The organism is Acinetobacter sp. M5A5_2a (assembly GCF_053345265.1).
This window is the reverse complement of the sequence record NZ_JBKEZV010000009.1, coordinates 88,941-106,533: the sequence shown is the minus strand read 5'-3', so window position 1 is coordinate 106,533 and position 17,593 is coordinate 88,941. Positions and strand designations below refer to the sequence as shown.

15 protein-coding genes are annotated in these 17,593 nt (G+C 36.7%); 2 read left to right on the top strand and 13 right to left on the bottom strand.

The annotated features are described in order from the left end of the window. Positions 1–178 precede the first annotated feature (178 nt). Positions 179–1,123, top strand: coding sequence for a HamA C-terminal domain-containing protein (locus ACLBWE_RS12655; RefSeq protein ID WP_447603265.1), 945 nt, complete (start codon positions 179–181; stop codon positions 1,121–1,123). Next, positions 1,123–3,306 (top strand): DEAD/DEAH box helicase, encoded by a 2,184-nt coding sequence (locus ACLBWE_RS12650; protein ID WP_447603263.1) that lies wholly within the window; start codon positions 1,123–1,125, stop codon positions 3,304–3,306. The genes ACLBWE_RS12655 and ACLBWE_RS12650 overlap by 1 nt, the downstream gene beginning before the upstream one ends. Before the next feature lie 61 nt (positions 3,307–3,367). On the opposite strand, the gene ACLBWE_RS12645 is transcribed toward ACLBWE_RS12650, so the two are convergent. The 13 genes from ACLBWE_RS12645 to ACLBWE_RS12585 all read right to left on the bottom strand — a co-directional run bounded on the left by ACLBWE_RS12645 (position 3,368) and on the right by ACLBWE_RS12585 (position 17,592). Beyond that, on the bottom strand, positions 3,368–4,588 hold the full coding sequence (locus tag ACLBWE_RS12645; protein ID WP_447603261.1) for a chloride channel protein: 1,221 nt from the start codon (positions 4,586–4,588) through the stop codon (positions 3,368–3,370). A gap of 215 nt (positions 4,589–4,803) precedes the next feature. After that, positions 4,804–5,613, bottom strand: coding sequence for an SDR family oxidoreductase (locus ACLBWE_RS12640; protein WP_447603259.1), 810 nt, complete (start codon positions 5,611–5,613; stop codon positions 4,804–4,806). A gap of 51 nt (positions 5,614–5,664) precedes the next feature. Beyond that, positions 5,665–6,540, bottom strand: coding sequence for a TauD/TfdA family dioxygenase (locus tag ACLBWE_RS12635; protein ID WP_447603257.1), 876 nt, complete (start codon positions 6,538–6,540; stop codon positions 5,665–5,667). Between the two features lie 91 nt (positions 6,541–6,631). Then, positions 6,632–8,140, bottom strand: coding sequence for an AMP-binding protein (locus ACLBWE_RS12630; protein WP_447603255.1), 1,509 nt, complete (start codon positions 8,138–8,140; stop codon positions 6,632–6,634). A gap of 38 nt (positions 8,141–8,178) precedes the next feature. Then, positions 8,179–8,877: a thermostable hemolysin gene (locus ACLBWE_RS12625; RefSeq protein ID WP_447603253.1), complete on the bottom strand. Its 699-nt coding sequence runs from the start codon at positions 8,875–8,877 to the stop codon at positions 8,179–8,181. 374 nt (positions 8,878–9,251) lie between these two features. Then, a complete protein-coding gene (locus ACLBWE_RS12620; RefSeq protein WP_447603494.1) occupies positions 9,252–10,970 on the bottom strand; it encodes an acetyl/propionyl/methylcrotonyl-CoA carboxylase subunit alpha in 1,719 nt (572 codons plus the stop codon). Then, positions 10,970–12,553, bottom strand: a complete 1,584-nt coding sequence (locus ACLBWE_RS12615; protein WP_447603251.1) for a 5-oxoprolinase subunit B/C family protein — start codon at positions 12,551–12,553, stop codon at positions 10,970–10,972. Before ACLBWE_RS12615 ends, ACLBWE_RS12620 begins: the two co-directional genes overlap by 1 nt. A gap of 32 nt (positions 12,554–12,585) precedes the next feature. After that, the gene (locus ACLBWE_RS12610; RefSeq protein WP_447603249.1) at positions 12,586–13,401 is read right to left on the bottom strand and encodes a putative hydro-lyase; all 816 of its coding nucleotides are present in this window, start codon (positions 13,399–13,401) and stop codon (positions 12,586–12,588) included. 2 nt (positions 13,402–13,403) lie between these two features. Beyond that, complete coding sequence (locus ACLBWE_RS12605; RefSeq protein WP_447603247.1) at positions 13,404–14,168, bottom strand: LamB/YcsF family protein; 765 nt, start codon at positions 14,166–14,168, stop codon at positions 13,404–13,406. Positions 14,169–14,202: 34 nt separating this feature from the next. Continuing rightward, a complete protein-coding gene (locus ACLBWE_RS12600; protein WP_003650999.1) occupies positions 14,203–15,456 on the bottom strand; it encodes an NRAMP family divalent metal transporter in 1,254 nt (417 codons plus the stop codon). Positions 15,457–15,795: 339 nt separating this feature from the next. Continuing rightward, on the bottom strand, positions 15,796–16,707 hold the full coding sequence (gene mumR, locus ACLBWE_RS12595) for a LysR family transcriptional regulator MumR (protein ID WP_447603245.1): 912 nt from the start codon (positions 16,705–16,707) through the stop codon (positions 15,796–15,798). Between the two features lie 91 nt (positions 16,708–16,798). Beyond that, the gene (locus ACLBWE_RS12590) at positions 16,799–16,978 is read right to left on the bottom strand and encodes a zf-HC2 domain-containing protein (RefSeq protein ID WP_002163210.1); all 180 of its coding nucleotides are present in this window, start codon (positions 16,976–16,978) and stop codon (positions 16,799–16,801) included. Continuing rightward, complete coding sequence (locus tag ACLBWE_RS12585; RefSeq protein WP_004642280.1) at positions 16,972–17,592, bottom strand: RNA polymerase factor sigma-70; 621 nt, start codon at positions 17,590–17,592, stop codon at positions 16,972–16,974. Before ACLBWE_RS12585 ends, ACLBWE_RS12590 begins: the two co-directional genes overlap by 7 nt. Between the last annotated feature and the right edge of the window lies 1 nt (position 17,593).

The window sequence follows — 17,593 nt, the reverse complement described above, 5'->3', positions numbered from 1 at the left end:
TATAAAGTTAACTAAAGAAGAAAGAACATTATTTTGTTTAAAATTTAGAAAGAATCATATTATCCGATAAAACAATACTTTAGAGATAGACGTAAAAATTTATTTATATTAACATAAATATACTTTACTAAAAATATTTAACTAAATTTATTAATCCATATTATTTTAAGGCGTGATTATGAGTACAACTCCATTTGGATCAAATGAAATCATTGAAATAAAAGTTTTAGAGGATGACTTAAGGGGATTTTTAGTAGGATTTGATTTAGATGATAATGGTACAAGTCAATATCGATGGTCAGCTTTAATACAGAATATTTTAGGCGTAGTACATGAGTTTTCTTTTGGATTTCATGAAGGAACATCTACTGAGAATACTCAAACATTTAAAAAGTTAGTAGAAGCAGCTAATTCAATTTACAAAATTGATGGCTTTCAGAGAGCTAAAGATATTTATGAAAACAATGGTGAAGTTGATGATGATATTGAAGACAAATATCTAAGAAGAGGTGAATTTGGTGAACTTATACTTCATCTTATCCTTAGAGATCATTTCAATACCCTTCCCCTGCTTTCAAAGATATATTTTAAAGATTCTAGGGGACATGCTGTTCATGGCTTCGATTGTGTACATATTGAACCTAATTCTAAAACTTTATGGCTTGGCGAATCAAAAGTCTATACAGATCCTAAACGAGGATTAATAGAATTAATAAAAGATATTAAAGAGCACTTCAAAACAGACTATCTAGACTCTGAGTTTAATCTTATATCAAAAAAAATAAAATTATTTGATAATATTCCAGAAAATGACCATTGGATAAGAATATTATCTGGAGCAACTAAACTAAAGGAAAAACTTACCAACATTTGTATTCCTTTAATCTGTACATACAGTTGTGAATTATTTACTAAATATAATGATGAAACACTTGAAGAATTTATCAAAGAATATAATGAAAAAATTAAAGACCTAAAGGAATATTTTGATAAAAATAACAATCATGCACTTAAAGAAAATTTAAATATAGTTGTTATTTTACTACCTATACAATGTAAGAAAACACTTGTAAAAAAACTACATCATAAACTTTCTATGATGCAAGCTTTAGGAGATGATTGATGGAAAATTTAATTAAAAAAATAAAAGAATATAATAATTTTAATTTTGATGAGACTTTCTCTATTTACTCAGAGTGCTCCAAAAGTTTAATTCAAGATGAAAAGATTGGAATAGAATTTTTAATATATATCTTAAACTATAAAGAAAAATTCCATCCAGCTTTAAATGAAATATTATCAGACTTAACTGAATCTATAGGATTCTACCCATACCTGCAAAAAGAGAAATTAAAATTAAATAATACTAGCGCCAATATAAGACTTGGAGTTAATGAATCAAAAAACATTAAAAATAAATATTTTCATGATGAACAAAAATATGTATTAGATATTTTAAATACTGGGAAAAACCTTATTCTTAGTGCCCCAACTAGTTTTGGGAAAAGTTTACTTATTGAAGAAATAGTTGCTTCAAAAAAATATAAGAATATTGTCATAATACAACCTACTCTTGCATTATTAGATGAAACAAGAAAAAAATTAAATAAATATAGTTCATTTTACAAACTTATTCTTAGAACATCTCAAGAACCTGACGTAAAGAAAGGCAATATATTTTTATTAACTGCTGAACGAGTTAATGAATATCAAAAGTTACCTCAAATTGAATTTCTAGTAATTGATGAGTTTTATAAATTAAGCTCAAAACGTGATGATGAAAGATCAGATTCACTAAATAATGCTTTTCAGTATTTAATAAATAGATTCTCTCCTCAATTTTATCTCCTTGGACCGAATATAGAAGGAATATCATCAGGTTTTGAAGAGAAATATGATGCTATTTTTTATAAAACTCAATACAATTTGGTAAATTATAACGAAATTAATATATATAAAGACAATGAAAATTTATTCGGAGATCGTGGTGATAAAAAATCCTATAAAGAACACAGTTTATTTGATTTGCTTTTTTCATTAAGAAACGAGCAAACTATTATATATTGCTCATCCCCTAGTAGAGCTAGATATCTTTCAATTGAGTATTATAAGTTTCTTATAAAAAGAGAAATCCGGATTAAAAACACAGATCTACCTATCATTGAATGGATTAAAAACTATATTGATCCAAGATGGAGTTTAATCCATTGTTTACGTTTTGGCATAGGCATTCATGATGGAGCACTACAAAAACATATTACTTCAACAATAATAGAGTATTTTAATACAGGAATACTTAACACACTTTTTTGTACAGCAACTATTATTGAAGGTGTTAATACAACCGCAAAAAATGTAATTTTCTATGATAAAAATAAAGGATATCAAACAGCAGTTGATTTCTTTGATTACTCTAATATTAAAGGAAGAGCTGGAAGGCTTATGGAACACTATATTGGAAATATTTACAATTTTAATCCTCCGCCTCCTCAAACACAGTTCTATGTCGATATTCCTTTCTTCGAACAAAATCCTATATCTGATGAAGTATTAATAAATATCAACCCTGAGAATATTATTAATAAAGAAAGTGAGCAATATTCATTTATATCTAAAATGACCCAAAAAGAAAAAGATCTCTACTCACATAACTCAGTATATATTCGTGGTCAAGTTGATCTCCTAACAAAGTTGCGCATAGACCTTAAAGAAAATTATAAACTTATTGCATGGGATGGAATGCCGACATATGAACAGTTACAATATTGCTTAGGATTAGCTTGGGACTATTTAATTAAACCTAATGAAAATTTAAGACCTATGACGAAAAATCGTATAGTTAAGGTCACTTTTGATTATGGTTTAAATAAAAATATTAATAAGCTTATTCAAGGAACATACTCATTTAATAAGAGTAAAAATGGAAAAGTAAAAAATGATAATGAAATACTAGACGATGCTATAAGAGATTCTTTCCATATACTTAGACATTGGTTTCAATACAAAATTCCTAAATGGTTACTCGTACTCAATGAAATGCAGTCTTTTGTTTGCCATGAAAATGGTATAAGAGCTGGTAACTATAAATTTTATGCCAGTTCTATTGAGTTCGATTTTATTAGAGATAATATGATCATTTTAATGGAATATGGAATTCCAAAATCTGCTATTAATAAACTTGAAAAATATATTCCCAAAGACTTGGATCAAGAAAGCGTCCTTAAAGAGATTATAAATAAAAAACTATATCTACGATCCGATTTTATTGAATATGAAAAATTAAAAATAATAGAAAATTTCCAATAAAAATATAATGTTAAGCCTGATTAAAATAAAACTCAATCAGGCTTTCTTTATAAATCACTCATTAATCCATCAACTTCTTACGGCGATACAACCCACAATCCCCAGAAAATAACGCTGCCAACAAACAAGTAATGATGGCGTAAGTCGCGATATTCATTCCAAATAGCTCAACAGCTAAAATAATAGACGTCAACGGCGCCTTACTCGCTCCAGAAAATAGGCTCACCAAACCTAAGCCGGCTAGCAATGAAAGTGGTAAGTTTAAAACCGCCCCTAAAGCATTACCTAACGTCGCACCCACATAAAACAATGGCGTAATTTCACCACCTTTAAAGCCTGAACCTAAAGTGATGGCAGTAAAAATAGTCTTGTTAAAAAAGTCGTAAAATTCAATCGGCACATAAAAAGATGAAATGATTTTATCTGTACCTAAACCATTGTATTGCTGATGCGCAGTGAACAAAGTAAGTAGCATAATGACAATACCGCCCACCATCGTTCTTAATGGCAAATAGCGAATGTATTTGTAAAAGACGTCACTGGCAAAATGAATTGCGGCAATAAAGAAACGTGCAATCAAACCAAAGATCAGCCCTGCCACAATTAAGTTCATGAGCGTGCCGAAATGAATAGGCGGAAACTCACTAATCACATAAAAAATGTGTGGGTGAACAATATCGAATAGTTCAGGAATGGTCGATGCAACAAGAGCAGACACAAAACATGGAAAAATGGCTGAATATCGTAAATTACCCAAAGCAGTAATTTCCAAGCCATAAATTGCACCAGCCAAAGGCAAACCAAAGACCCCAGCAAAGCCCGCACCAATACTGGCAATTAAACAAATTTTTCGGTTATCTTCCGAGACTTTTAATATATGGCTTAAGTGGTCAATTAAGGCACCTGAAAGCTGAACAGCTGGTGCCTCACGCCCTGCCGAACCACCAAACAACTGCGTTAAAATTGAGGTAATAAAAATGATGGGGCTCATTCGTTTTGGAATGAACGATTTAGGCTGGTGAATTTCATCAATCAGTAAATGGGTTCCCCGCTCAATAGGTGAACCATATTTTTTGATGAGATAACCAATCCCAAAGCCCACAAAAGGCAAGAAATAGATCAGCCAGTGATGCAGACTTCTGACTTTATTTGAAATATCAAAAGCCACAAAAATTAAAGTCGAAGCCAACCCTGCGACGACTCCAATCACAATTGATATGGCGAGCCAATAGACACTGTATTTTAGAATTTGATCATATTCAGATGAAGGTAGAATTTTCATTCGCGTTCTTCAATTAGCCTTTAAAATGGATGATAAATTCTCAATTTTTTTATTCAGCCAGTTTATTAAGTGAGAAATGCTTAAACTGGGCTAAAAATTAAAGCTCGCATAAGGCGAGCTTTCAATACAGTGATTAATCTTGATATCACCAAAGTGCGGGAAATATCTCATAACCTATTCTGGCTTTCAAGTTGAAAATGGTTAACGAAAGCTTATCACAACTGCCCACTTTTTTTCGCAAAGCTCTTAATTTCATTAATATCTTTGTGAATACTTTTACTCACAACATCTGGTAAAACTTGATTCACTTTAACAAATATTTTCTCAGGATATCCAACCTGATAGTAAGCTTTATCAGACTTAAGAAATTGATATAACTCCTCAGCCACAACCTCAGGGCTATCCATTTTCACACCAAGCTTCTGATTCATTTCTACAACACAACTATTATTCATAGGTGTGTCTGTTGCTCTAGGTGAGAAATATCTGAATTTTAAAGATGTATCACTATATTCACGAGCAAGCGCTTCTGTCGCGCCTTTTAAAGCAAATTTACTAGCACAGTAACTTACATAACCAGGATAGCCGATACTGCCAAATGTCGATCCCACGTTAATAATTTGAGCAGGCCCAGATTTCAACATTAAAGGAATAATATCTTGAATGAGCTGTAATGGCTGGATCACATTAACTTGCATCATTTTTTCTATTAATTCAGGAGACTGATCTGTAAACAAAGAAAAATGGTTTATTCCAGCGTTGTAAATGAAATATTGAATAGGTGTATTCAGTGCAGTTAGACTTTTCATCAAGTTTTTTCTGCTTTCTGCGATACTTACATCGCATGAAATAAACTCTAACCGCACATTTTGATAATCTTGAGCCAGTTGTTGATGTAAGGACTTTAATGTCTCTTCATTTCTACCGACTAAAACGACTCTCATCTGATTTTTACATAAAATATTGGCGATTGCTTGGCCTATTCCACCTGTCGCACCAAATAAAACAACTGCTTCTTGAGTCATGGTCTTTTCCTGTTTCGAATTTAATTAATTTGGATAAATCTATGAATCATTTTAAAAATTCTGGAGACCAAGCCCCATACTGATACACAGCTTTCTTTGTTCAAGAGGAACAAGTATTTCCCTTCTGCCATGCATGAAGCGCTTATTATCTAAAATGAGCACATCTCCATCTTGCCAAGCCACTTCATGCGTATGCTGTTCACATAACTCAGCAAGCTCTCTACGTAGCTGATCAGAAATTAACTCTCCATCGGCAAAGCAATAACTTGGCGCTTCATAATTATATGAAGGACCTAAAACTGCATTTGCAAAAGCAGGTTTGCCACTTAAATTGTCATTTCGGATCATATTCATTTGTAAATGATACTGAACGCCTTCATTTTCTGCGGGTGTAATACTCTGGCCTGAAATCATGCCAATGAAACGCTTTAAATCATCCCAAGTCACCGTAGCAGGGTCTTTAATATCAAAAGCATTGGCTACATATTTTTGCCAAATATTTTTGGGTAAATAGCGGCTTATTGTCATAGGTTGACTAAATTTTTTCTTTAATGTTTCCGACAAATTTTCCCAGATTGCATAACCATCACAAATGGTCGTTTGCGAACCTTTTGTAGCACTGACTTCACTATAAAAAGCAATAATATCTGGAGGAAGCGGCGTTGTTCCGTTTTCGATATGCAACCCAATCGCCTGAGTTCCCGAATCAACTTTTTGTGATTGTTGAGTAACATTTTCACGCGCTGGATCGTAAGTTAGACGTTGGCAAAGAGAAGTCATCAACTGACTAAATTTATTTACATCAAAGTCTTCATTTCTAATCAATACATAACCTTGATCACGTAATGCATCTCTAATATCTTGAAGATTGGGTAAATTATGAATATCAGACTTCATAATTTCGATATCATCACAAAGAGTTGTCATTTTTCATTTCCCATCAATAATTTCACGATTTTTCAATTTACTTGCCAAAAGGTATTTGAATTAACCCATTGGGAATAATCGATGAATCCCTTTATTTAAAAGAGTAATCATCAGGAAATAAAAAGGCGTTAAATTGCTTTTTAATTTCATTTCTTCGTAACTTTCCATTGTCCGTCAGCATATTATTTGCTAAAGAAAATGGTTGTTGTGAACGACACCAATGTTTGATATGGGCATAGTCAGGCAATCTTGTATTTGCTTTTTCAATGGCCTGCTCTATTTCATCGTCATGAATAAAATCTTTTGCATAGACCACCGCAGCTAAGTACGGTTGAGCTTCACCAAAAATTGCAATTTGATTAATCTCTGGCTCATTCAGACTATTTGACTCAACCCATTCAGGTGAAATATTTCGCCCAAAGCTACTCACAATAATTTGCTTTATTCTTCCTGTAATAAACAAATATCCATCGTCATCAATAAAACCTGCGTCACCTGTATGAATCAAATTATCAACCGTTGAATCATTAAGATAACCCTGCATGGCATTGCCACGAACCACAACTTCACCCTGCTGGTTAATATGTACTTCTACGTGTGGAAGTGGTTGACCTACGCTTCCTATTTTTCGCGCTTCAGGTACATTCAAGCTAACCACTGATGCACATTCAGAAAGGCCATATCCTTCATAAACAGGTAAATTAAATCGCTGACATTGAATTAATAAATCAGGAGCAACTTTACCGCCCCCTACAGCAATAAATTTCAAACTAGCTAGCTCAGTACTACCTATTTTCTTAACATATTCAACAATTGCTTTTAGCATTTGAGGCAACAAAATCACACTTTGTATTTGATATTTTGCTACTGTTTCAGCAAACTTTTTCACATCAAATTCGTGATTTGAAATCAATCCCCACTCATTTACTTCACCAACAACAATCGATCGACCCATCTGTAATGCAACATAAATTCCGGCGATATTCTCTAGTAGTGTTGCAAACGGAATTAAGCATAAATGTCTTTGAAGATGGCTTGATCGTAAAGCATTACTTAAGGATTCGGTTATAGATGAAATGGTATCTTTAGCCAAACAGACTCCTTTAGGTGAACCAGTACTGCCAGAAGTGTAAGTAATTTTGGCAGGTACAATTTCATTTAATTTTTCTGGAATATTTGAAAGCTGAATAAACTCTCCAGAAATAATTTTAGAATCGATTTCCAGTAGCTTTTCCCCAATCTGTTGATAAGCTTCCTTAATAAACTTATTAATTAATAGGTTTTGCTTTTCGGATGTATAAATAAAATTAATTTGGCTATCTTCAATCAGATGTTCTACCTGATTTTGAGTAAAGAAAAGAGGTATAGGTATAACTGTAATATTCGCTAATGTTGCAGCAAGATCAATTAGAACCCATTCAATACTATTTTCAGCATATATACCTAATTTTTGGATACTTAATGCGGTTAGCTCAGTTTTTAGTGCTAAAACAAGCTTATATAATTCAGCATAATTAACTACATTTTTTTCAGTCACTATTGCTTCAGATAATGGATAATTTTCTGCATGATATTGGATTGCATTAAATAAATTATTCATTTTATATTCCCATTTTTACTGTATTAAACATGCTTCTTTTAAAATCTAGAATTACTAAAACTATAGTTTTGTTTTGTAACTAAAAAAGCCTCAGGAACATGAATAGCCAATACTTGTGGTTTCTGTTCAAAATAGCTACCCCACTGCTCACCTTCATCTTGCAAAGCCAATGGGTCAGCCTCTTCTAAAACATGAAAAGCTAGTCCCATTTGCTTAAGTGCATATCTTACGGCAATCGTTCCTGTACAAACTGCCCATTCAACCTTTTGAATAGAGAAGTAAAATACGAGAAATGCAATGATTAATTTGGCATGTTGTATGTCCACTGCTGCTAAATTACCAATTTCGAAAATCTGTTCTCTATTTACTGGATAGCCAACCACTTGCTCTATTGCTTTATGCACAGGAATTGATAAATACTGCTCCAAAAATGCAATTTGATCTTTCAAACTTTGGATCCCAATAGCGACTTTTATATCGCTATTAAATTTTCCTGAAAATAGAATTGATAAATAACTAGATAATTCAGCCTGATGAGTTTTTTTAAAACTAGTACTAATAAATGACTCCAAAAACAATCGTTCTGGATTATCTTTATTAACCTTATTTACTTTAATAGAAAGAGATGTTTTATTTTCAATAACTTGATAAAAGAAAACATTCTCTTTTCTAGGAAAAAAAGTATAATGACCACTTCTAGGTAAAAATAAACTATTTCCAATAAAACTAGATGACATTGCTTATCTCATAAACAATAAATACTCACCCACAAATTAATAAGCTATTCTTAATTATTTCTTAATTTTTAAGATTAATAATTAATTACTTATATTTCAAATAATTAACAAAATTAATTTATTTTAAATATATAAAAAATTGTCATAAAAATGAAACAAAAATGATTTAAGGAAAATAATAAAAAATATTATTAAAATTATTGATAGCAATTATCATTAACAACTCAATATTCACTAATTATTTTAATAATATTTAAAACATCAACAAAGCAAATTATATGTTTTAATTCTAATTTAAATTATTTTAAGAATACTCTATTTAATTTGGCCTGACTGAACCAAAGCTCAATCAGACCAAACCACATGTTCAAATCTTAATTAATGCTTCCAATGACAGTTTCTGCATGGCAGGTCGCACCCTTCTCTGCCTCTATCTGAATAACGCCGCTGCGGTGTGCAAGTACCTGAACTTCCATTTTCATGGCTTCCATAATGGCAACCACTTGCCCTTCTGTCACTTGCTCACCATTTTCGACTTTCCAAGCGCTAATCACACCATTAATTGGGGCAAGTAAATGCTCAGCACTCACTTCTGGCTCGTTAGTTTGTGCTTGAGTTGCCGTTGCAGGGCCTTGTGCAAACATGCCCGCTGGTAAACCTAAGCGGTGTAACTTGCCATCAATTTCAATGTAGCTGAGCAACATCGGTTGTTGATGGTTTGGAATACCACGTTTGGTTGGCTTTAACTCTTGTTTAAAGTCATTCTCGATCCAACGCGTGTGTACATTAAACTCATCTGTAAAGTCAGATTCATTGAGTACCGCACGGTGAAAGTCTAAAACCGATGCTACGCCTTCAATTTTAAATTGTTTTAAAGCACGTTTAGCGCGGGCAATTGCAACTTCACGGGTTGGACCAGTCACAATTAGTTTTGCCATGAGTGAGTCGAAATGGCTCGATACTAATGAGCCAGTTCGAACGCCTGTATCCACTCGTACACCATTACCAAACGGCGCTTCAAATAAACTCAACACACCAAACGCCGGAATAAACCCGCGAGCTGGGTCTTCGGCATTAATACGAAACTCAATCGCATGGCCTTGGGCTTTTGGTGTTTCTTTAATGGAAAGCGCTTGGCCCTGCGCGACACGAATTTGCTCTACCACCAAATCGACTTTTGATGTTTCTTCGGTAACTGGGTGCTCAACTTGCAAACGCGTGTTTACTTCTAAAAATGAAAGCTTTCCATCGCGGCTAAGTAAGTATTCAACTGTTCCTGCACCAACGTAATTTGCAGCCTGACAAATGTCTTTTGCCGAGGTTAAAATTTGTTGGTAAATCTCATCGCTAATAAACGGAGCTGGTGCTTCTTCAACTAACTTTTGGTTACGGCGTTGCAATGAACAATCACGTGTACCAAGCACGACAATGTTGCCATGTTGGTCAGCAATCACTTGCGCTTCTACATGGCGCGGTTTATCTAGATATTGCTCGACAAAACATTCACCACGACCAAAGGCAGCTTTTGCCTCTCGTACTGCCGACTCATAAAGCTCTTTTACTTCTTCGAGTTTCCACGCGACTTTTAAACCACGGCCACCGCCACCAAATGCAGCTTTAATGGCAATCGGTAAGCCAAATTGTTTGGCAAACTCTAAGGCTTCATCTGCATTGTTGAGTGGGTCTTGCGTACCTTGAACTAAAGGCGCGCCCACTGAAGCTGCAATTTTACGCGCTTCGATTTTATCGCCTAGTTTTTCAATGGCACTTGGTGATGGCCCTACCCATTTTAAGCCTGCATCAATCACGGCTTGGGCAAATTCGGCACGTTCAGACAAAAAGCCATACCCCGGATGAACCATGGTCGCTTTCGACTTTTTTGCAACTTCGATAATGGCTGGAATATTTAAATAGGTTTCGCTTGCGGTAGCACCAGCCAAGCCCCATGCTTCATCTGCAAGTTCGACATGCATGCTGCCAATGTCGTCATCTGCATATAACGCGACCGATGAAATTCCCATGTCACGACAAGCATGAATAATACGAACGGCAATTTCACCACGGTTAGCAATCAATAATTTTTCTGTATTCATCATTCATTCTCAAAATCTGTAAATTCGGCAATTTTTTTAAATTTGATGCGGCAACCTGCTGGTATCTGCGCCACCAAATCCCAATGGTGTTTAGCAACAGCGCCAATAACCGGATATCCGCCCGTTAAAGGGTGATCATTCATAAACAAAACCGGCTGACCACTCGGTGGAATCTGCAAAGCACCAATGCATGTGCCTTCACTTTCCAGTTCATGGGTAATTTTGCGAGTCAAAGGCTGTGCACCTGAAAGTCTTAACCCGACGCGGTTGCTTTCATTGGTTACCTGCCATTCTTGCTGACATAGCAGTTCAATACTGTCTTGTTCAAACCAGTCTGTACGCGGTCCCATCACAATATCTAGCTCAACCACTTCGCCAGCTTGTGGCAAATCGCTTTTGCCCACTTCATTTACGCTAATGTTGGCTGCCTTCACCTGCCCTTGATAAATCGTATCTCCAAGCTTTAAAGGCTCTGGCCCTAACACCGCCAAGCTGTCAAACGAGGCACTATTGAGTACAGGTTCAACGTCTATGCCACCACGAATTGCCAGATAGTTTCTTAAACCTGCTGTTGGTGGCTGAATTTGAAATTCATCACCTTCTTCCAGATCAATCAGCTGATAGCTTGCAAAGTCGGCGGTTTGACCGTCTGCAAATTTCACACGAATGTCTGAGGTTGCACCAGCAACCGCAATAACGCCCGCATGCTGCATTTTGGCTTTTAAGCCACCATTTAAAACTTCAATGACGGGTGTATCGGTTGGGTTACCCACAATACGGTTAGCACTGTGCATGGCCGACAAATCCATTGCACCAGCCACGCCAACACCAATATTGGTCTGGTTTAAACGCCCTTCGTCTTGAATGAGCATCTGTAGACTTGGCGCAGTGATCTTAAACAGTGGCACAGATTGTTTAGGCTCAACCGTACGAGTAATTTGCTGCGGCACATTTACGGTTGTCGGACTATGCGTAACATCTTCAAAATGTACAGTCATGCCCGGTAAAAGTAGTGCTGGATTTTTGCGCTCTAAATCCCACATTTTTTCTGATGTTGTACCAATAAGCTGCCAGCCACCCGGACTGTCTTTTGGGTAAATACCAGAGTATTTTCCAGCCAAGCCCAAAGAACCTGACGGTATTTTTTTACGCGGAACTGTTAAGCGCGGAATATCGGTAAAAGGCCGATCGGGACTGCTCATATAAGCAAAACCGGGCGCAAAACCAATAAAAGCCACATTCCACACGCTTCCGTGATGTTTTCTAATCACATCAGCCACAGACAAACCTTGTAACTCAGCAACCTGAGCAAGGTCTTCACCATCGTAACGAATCGACACAATCACATCTTGTCCGCTACGCTCAAACCCTGAATCAATCTTGAGGCTCTGAATTGAAGCAACCAGCGTTTTAAAATTGGTTTCAATCTCGTTAAAAAAAACCAAAATTGTTTTTGCAGCGGGGACTAAGTCTTTAATTCCATTCAATTGCGTATTTTGCAATTTATTGTACAACGCCAAAGTTTCTTCTAGGCTCGCAAGCTCAATTAGAAAACAATCGGCGTTTACCGATAAAAAACGCATTTGCTTATCCTTTTAATTCTTCTTTAGTCCAGTTAGCCAATCCAAGCGCGGTCAGGAATGTCGGTAATAAACATGTAGCCCGGTGCATGACTAATGGCAAAAGGAATTTTTGAGTTCATGACTGCCGCTTGAGGCGTTACACCGCAAGCCCAAAACACTGGAATTTCACCCGCTTCTATGCGAGAAGCATCACCAAAGTCAGGTTTGTTTACGTCCAAAATTCCTAAGCTTTCAGGGTGCCCAATATGTACAGGCGCACCATGCACACTTGGCATACGCGCGGTAATTTTTACAGCTTCACTAATTTGATGAGATGGGATTGGTCGCATGGAAACCACCATGTTTCCTGAAATACGCCCTGCTGGCTGGCACTGAATATTGCTTAAATACATTGGTACATTGGTATCGTCATGAATATGGCGAACTTCAATACCCGCTTCTTGCAAAGCTGTTTCAAACGAAAAACTACAACCAATTAAGAAAGTCACCAAATCAGGATGGGCATTATAAATCTCGCTTGCATCGGTCACTTCATCAACCATTTCGCCATCTTTCCAAACACGATAACGTGGAAAATCGGTTCGGATGTCTGAGTCCACAGCAAGCTTAGTTGCATAGATGCCTTCTTCGAGCACATCAAGTACTGGACAGCTTTGCGGGTTACGATGTGCGTAAAGAAGGAAATCGTAAGCCCACTCTTTTGGCACCGAAATCATGTTCACCTGAGTCATGCCAGCCGCCATGCCCGCTGTTGGTTTATCAAAACCTGCACGGATTTTTAAACGCGCATCTAACGCGGCTTCAAGCTGAGCTGGGTCAACTTTAATATCCTTATACATTGTGCTCATCCTTATGCTTTGTTTACAAACGGGCGAATTTCAATATTGTTTTTTACAAGCTCGGCTTTAATGGCTGCCGACATTTCTAGCGCACCGTCAGTGTCGCCATGTAGGCAAATGGTATCGGCTTGAATTGGGGTAAATACACCGTCAATTGACTCAACTCCACCATTTTTAAGCATAGACACTACACGGCTGGCAACAAATGCCGAGTCATGTAACACCGCACCTTCTAGGCGGCGAGACACCAGTGAACCATCGCTGTTATACGCACGGTCAGCAAATGCTTCAGACACGACGTTTAAACCAGCCGCTCGTGCTTGTTCCACTAAGTTTGATCCAGCCAAAGCCACTAGCACCAGTTCAGGGTTATACATTTTAATTGCATCAATCACGGCTGCTGCTTGAGCTTGGTCATGTGCAATGGTGTTGTAGAGCGCGCCATGCGGTTTAACATATTGCACTTTTGAGCCTGCCACTTTTGCCAAACCATCGAGTGCAGACATTTGGTAAAGCACATCGGCAATCAGTTCGTCACGTGACAAATCCATATTACGGCGGCCAAAGCCAACAAGGTCTGGGTAAGACACATGAGCACCAATGGTCACGCCAAGCTCAACTGCTTTATGAACCGTTTTTAAAATACCTAGCGGGTCGCCAGCATGAAAGCCACAAGCAATATTGGCACTGGTCACGACAGGTAAAATCTGATCATCATTGCCCATTTTCCATGAGCCAAAGCTCTCACCCAAATCACTATTTAAATCTACAAACATGGCATCATTCCTTTATTACTTCACATCGTCTGGCTTAAAGCTTGGTCAAATAGTTAAACACTGTCGTAAATGACATATAACCCATCCACCACGTCAACAGACATGTTAATCCACCCAAAATAAGTAACCATTTTGGATAGTTATAATTGCCCATTAAATCTTTACGGCACGCAGCAACATACACAAAAATTGTAAGACCAATTGGCAACACCAAACCGTTAAAACCACCCACAAAAATGAGTAGACCTGCTGGAGTTGCGCCCAATAACACATAGAGCAATAAAGCCAATGCGATAAAAGTAATGGTCGTATAGTTGTTTTGTTTTGGTGTTAAGTTCTTTTTAAACACGTTAAAGAACGACACCGAAGTATATGCTGCACCAATGGTGCTACTAATGCCGGCTGCCCAGAAAATTAAACCAAATAATTTAAAACCAAATGTACCTGCTGCATATTGAAATGCTTGAGCTGCTGGGTTGGCATCATGGCTGGCTAAATCAATATTTGCACCACTCACCACCACACCTAAAAAAGCCAAGAACAACACATAACGCATGATGCCGACAACAATAATGCCCTTGGTTGCAGCTTTAGCGACTTCATCAATATTTTCAGGGCCAACCGCACCTTTATCGAGTAAACGGTGTGCGCCTGCATAGCAAATATAACCACCGACTGTACCGCCCACAATGGTGGTAATAATGGCGAAGTCAATCTGATCTGGAGCAAAGGTTTGATGTACAGCTTGACCCACAGGAGGCATCACAATCACGGCAACAATAATGATCAACAGAATTTTAAGCAATCCCAACACGATCATGCTTTTATCCATAGCAAGCGTTGCTTTTCTTGAGGCAAAAATCAAAATGGCTAAGGCACCACTTAAAATACCGCCCCACTTTGTGTCGAGGCCAAAAAGCGCATTTAGACCTAAGGCAGCACCTGCAATGTTACCGATACTAAAGAAAAAACCACCTAGAATGACCAGAAAAGCCAGTAAGTAACCACTGCCGGGAATTGCTTTATTAGCAATATCCGATGCACGCATTTGAGTGAGTGTGACCACTCGCCAAATGTTTTGTTGAACCACATAATCAATCAGAATGGAAACTAAAATGGCAAAGCCAAATGCCGCGCCTAACTTCACTGTAAATACAGCAGTTTGGGTTAAAAATCCGGGCCCCATTGCAGAGGTCGCCATCATAAAGATTGAGGCAACAATGGCCCATTGGCGATCTGATAAAAAAGAAGATTTCAGTAAAGACATATTAATGCGTTCCTCATCCATTTGAGCTTAACAACGCTATTTTCAGGTTGAACCAAGAACATCATTTTTCACAAACAATATTCTTTAATCCTTTTAAATGACAAAGATTCCCTGTTCCCCAATCAACACAATCGGTGATCAAATCTTGTATCTAAAATAAAAACATAGCTAATCCCTACGGACAATAAGACTTTTTACATAAAATAAAAAATTAAATGTTTGATTTTAAACCATTTAATATGTATTAAAAAATCAGGATAAGCTTTACTTATCAAACTTCATAAGCTGCTTTTATGACTGTGCATGCAAGCAGCCTATTTAAAATAAGAAAAAATATTTTATGAAAAATAATAACAGCGCTTATTTTTGGATTTTCTCATTGAGGCTTTTCATGGCACTTTCCGAAACTTTAACGGCGACCTCTGTCAATTTCTCTTTCAAGGCAACGTCATTCCCGTGAATATAGATCGAAGTAAAATGAAAGGTCTTTAACTGAATCGGTGTATTTAATATTTCCAGTCGACCATCCGTTATTTCTTTCAACGCCGTTAAGGTCGGGACTACAGCAATGCCTAAGCCCTGTTCGGCTAAACGCAATAAAGTTGCTAATGAATAACTGGTAATTGAAAGTGGTTCATCAACACCTAGTTCTTTCATTCTGGCTTTCAATTCTTTATAGGGATAGGTAATTTTTGGGTAAGTTAAAATGGTATGAGACATGAGAGTTTTAAAAGACATTTGAGCCACACAGCCTTTAAATGACGGTGAAGCCAAAAAGCTCAGCTCAAAGTCACACAATGCCTGTTCAATACATTCAAAAGCCAACGTTGGCCCAAGCAAAAAGGCCATGTCCAAGTCCCCTGTCCGAACGCCTTCTTGTAAATTAGGTGTTAGATCGACCACAATTTCGACTGAAACTTTTGGAAACTCTTGTTGAACTTTTTCGATGTATTCGACCAACCACGTATAAACAATCGTTTCAGAAACACCTAAACGAATTGTTCCCGTCAAGTGCTGGTTTTCAGTAAGCTCTGCGACAAGGTCGGTTTCCAACCGCATAAACTTTTCAGCATATTTAAATAATGTGATGCCTTTATGAGTCAGTTTAAATTTTCGCAAACTTCGGTCTAAAACTTTAAAACCTAATTCATTTTCAAGAGATGTGATTTTTTGAGATACCGCAGGCTGGGTGGTTTGCAATTTAGTTGCAGCCTTATTGAAGCTATTTAAAGTCACAACCCAATAAAATGCTTCGAGATTCTTTAAATTCACGTTTCATCCTGTCTTAAAAAACTCCTTTACTTTTATAGTATGGGAGTTCTTAGCGTGATTAGGCTAGCAATAAATAAATTTTTAAATAAAGTTAGCCATCAAAACTTTTAAATGCTTTAGAAAGCTGACTAATTGTTTTGATCTGTTTTGAATAACGGCGGCATGACCGGCAGGCCAATAAATGCAGCTGTAAACCACTTTGCTCACGTAATAACAATGGTCTATCTTGCTTTTCAGACAACAGTTGAGTGGCTTGTCGACATGTCAGCATGAACAATCCTCCTTCAATAACCATTTATTTTCTAAACATTCCCTTAGTCGGGTACGACTTCGATACATCAACACATTAAAGTTTGAGATAGACAATTCCAACTTGCTACAAATTTCGTTTGAACTGAGTTCAATCACCTCTCTCAACATAAAAACTTGAGCATATTTGGCAGGTAAATGATTTAAACAAGCTTCAAAAATTATCCAGAAATCTGCCTGCTCCATCATTTCTTCAGGGTTTTGCCATGCTTGAGGTGCTTCATATTTATGCCAATGTCCAGAAGCATCAAACAGTGCATCAATACTCAGTTCACTTTCCTCATCCTTAAATAATTCACTCATTGCGACCAAACGTGACTTTTGCCGAATCACATCAATAATTTTATTTTTTAAAATGGCAAACACCCATGTTTTAAACGCAGCACGTCCTTTAAATGAATCTAAATGTTGGAAAGCACTTGTTAATGCCTCTTGCACCACATCTTCAGCCTGAGGAAGCGAGGAAAGCTGTAAAAAAGCAAATTTTATCATTTGCTGTCTTAAGTCTTGTAAAAAGGCTGGATTATGCAGCTGATCCCCTATTTCTTCATGATCTGATGCTACGGCTGAAGTCATC

Coding starts and splice junctions, on each gene's coding strand:
- ACLBWE_RS12655 (WP_447603265.1), top strand. CDS start 179: ATGAGTACAACTCCATTTGGATCAAATGAAATCATTGAAATAAAAGTT.
- ACLBWE_RS12650 (WP_447603263.1), top strand. CDS start 1,123: ATGGAAAATTTAATTAAAAAAATAAAAGAATATAATAATTTTAATTTT.
- ACLBWE_RS12645 (WP_447603261.1), bottom strand. CDS start 4,588: ATGAAAATTCTACCTTCATCTGAATATGATCAAATTCTAAAATACAGT.
- ACLBWE_RS12640 (WP_447603259.1), bottom strand. CDS start 5,613: ATGACTCAAGAAGCAGTTGTTTTATTTGGTGCGACAGGTGGAATAGGC.
- ACLBWE_RS12635 (WP_447603257.1), bottom strand. CDS start 6,540: ATGACAACTCTTTGTGATGATATCGAAATTATGAAGTCTGATATTCAT.
- ACLBWE_RS12630 (WP_447603255.1), bottom strand. CDS start 8,140: ATGAATAATTTATTTAATGCAATCCAATATCATGCAGAAAATTATCCA.
- ACLBWE_RS12625 (WP_447603253.1), bottom strand. CDS start 8,877: ATGTCATCTAGTTTTATTGGAAATAGTTTATTTTTACCTAGAAGTGGT.
- ACLBWE_RS12620 (WP_447603494.1), bottom strand. CDS start 10,970: ATGAATACAGAAAAATTATTGATTGCTAACCGTGGTGAAATTGCCGTT.
- ACLBWE_RS12615 (WP_447603251.1), bottom strand. CDS start 12,553: ATGCGTTTTTTATCGGTAAACGCCGATTGTTTTCTAATTGAGCTTGCG.
- ACLBWE_RS12610 (WP_447603249.1), bottom strand. CDS start 13,401: ATGAGCACAATGTATAAGGATATTAAAGTTGACCCAGCTCAGCTTGAA.
- ACLBWE_RS12605 (WP_447603247.1), bottom strand. CDS start 14,168: ATGTTTGTAGATTTAAATAGTGATTTGGGTGAGAGCTTTGGCTCATGG.
- ACLBWE_RS12600 (WP_003650999.1), bottom strand. CDS start 15,456: ATGGATGAGGAACGCATTAATATGTCTTTACTGAAATCTTCTTTTTTA.
- ACLBWE_RS12590 (WP_002163210.1), bottom strand. CDS start 16,978: ATGCTGACATGTCGACAAGCCACTCAACTGTTGTCTGAAAAGCAAGAT.
- ACLBWE_RS12585 (WP_004642280.1), bottom strand. CDS start 17,592: ATGACTTCAGCCGTAGCATCAGATCATGAAGAAATAGGGGATCAGCTG.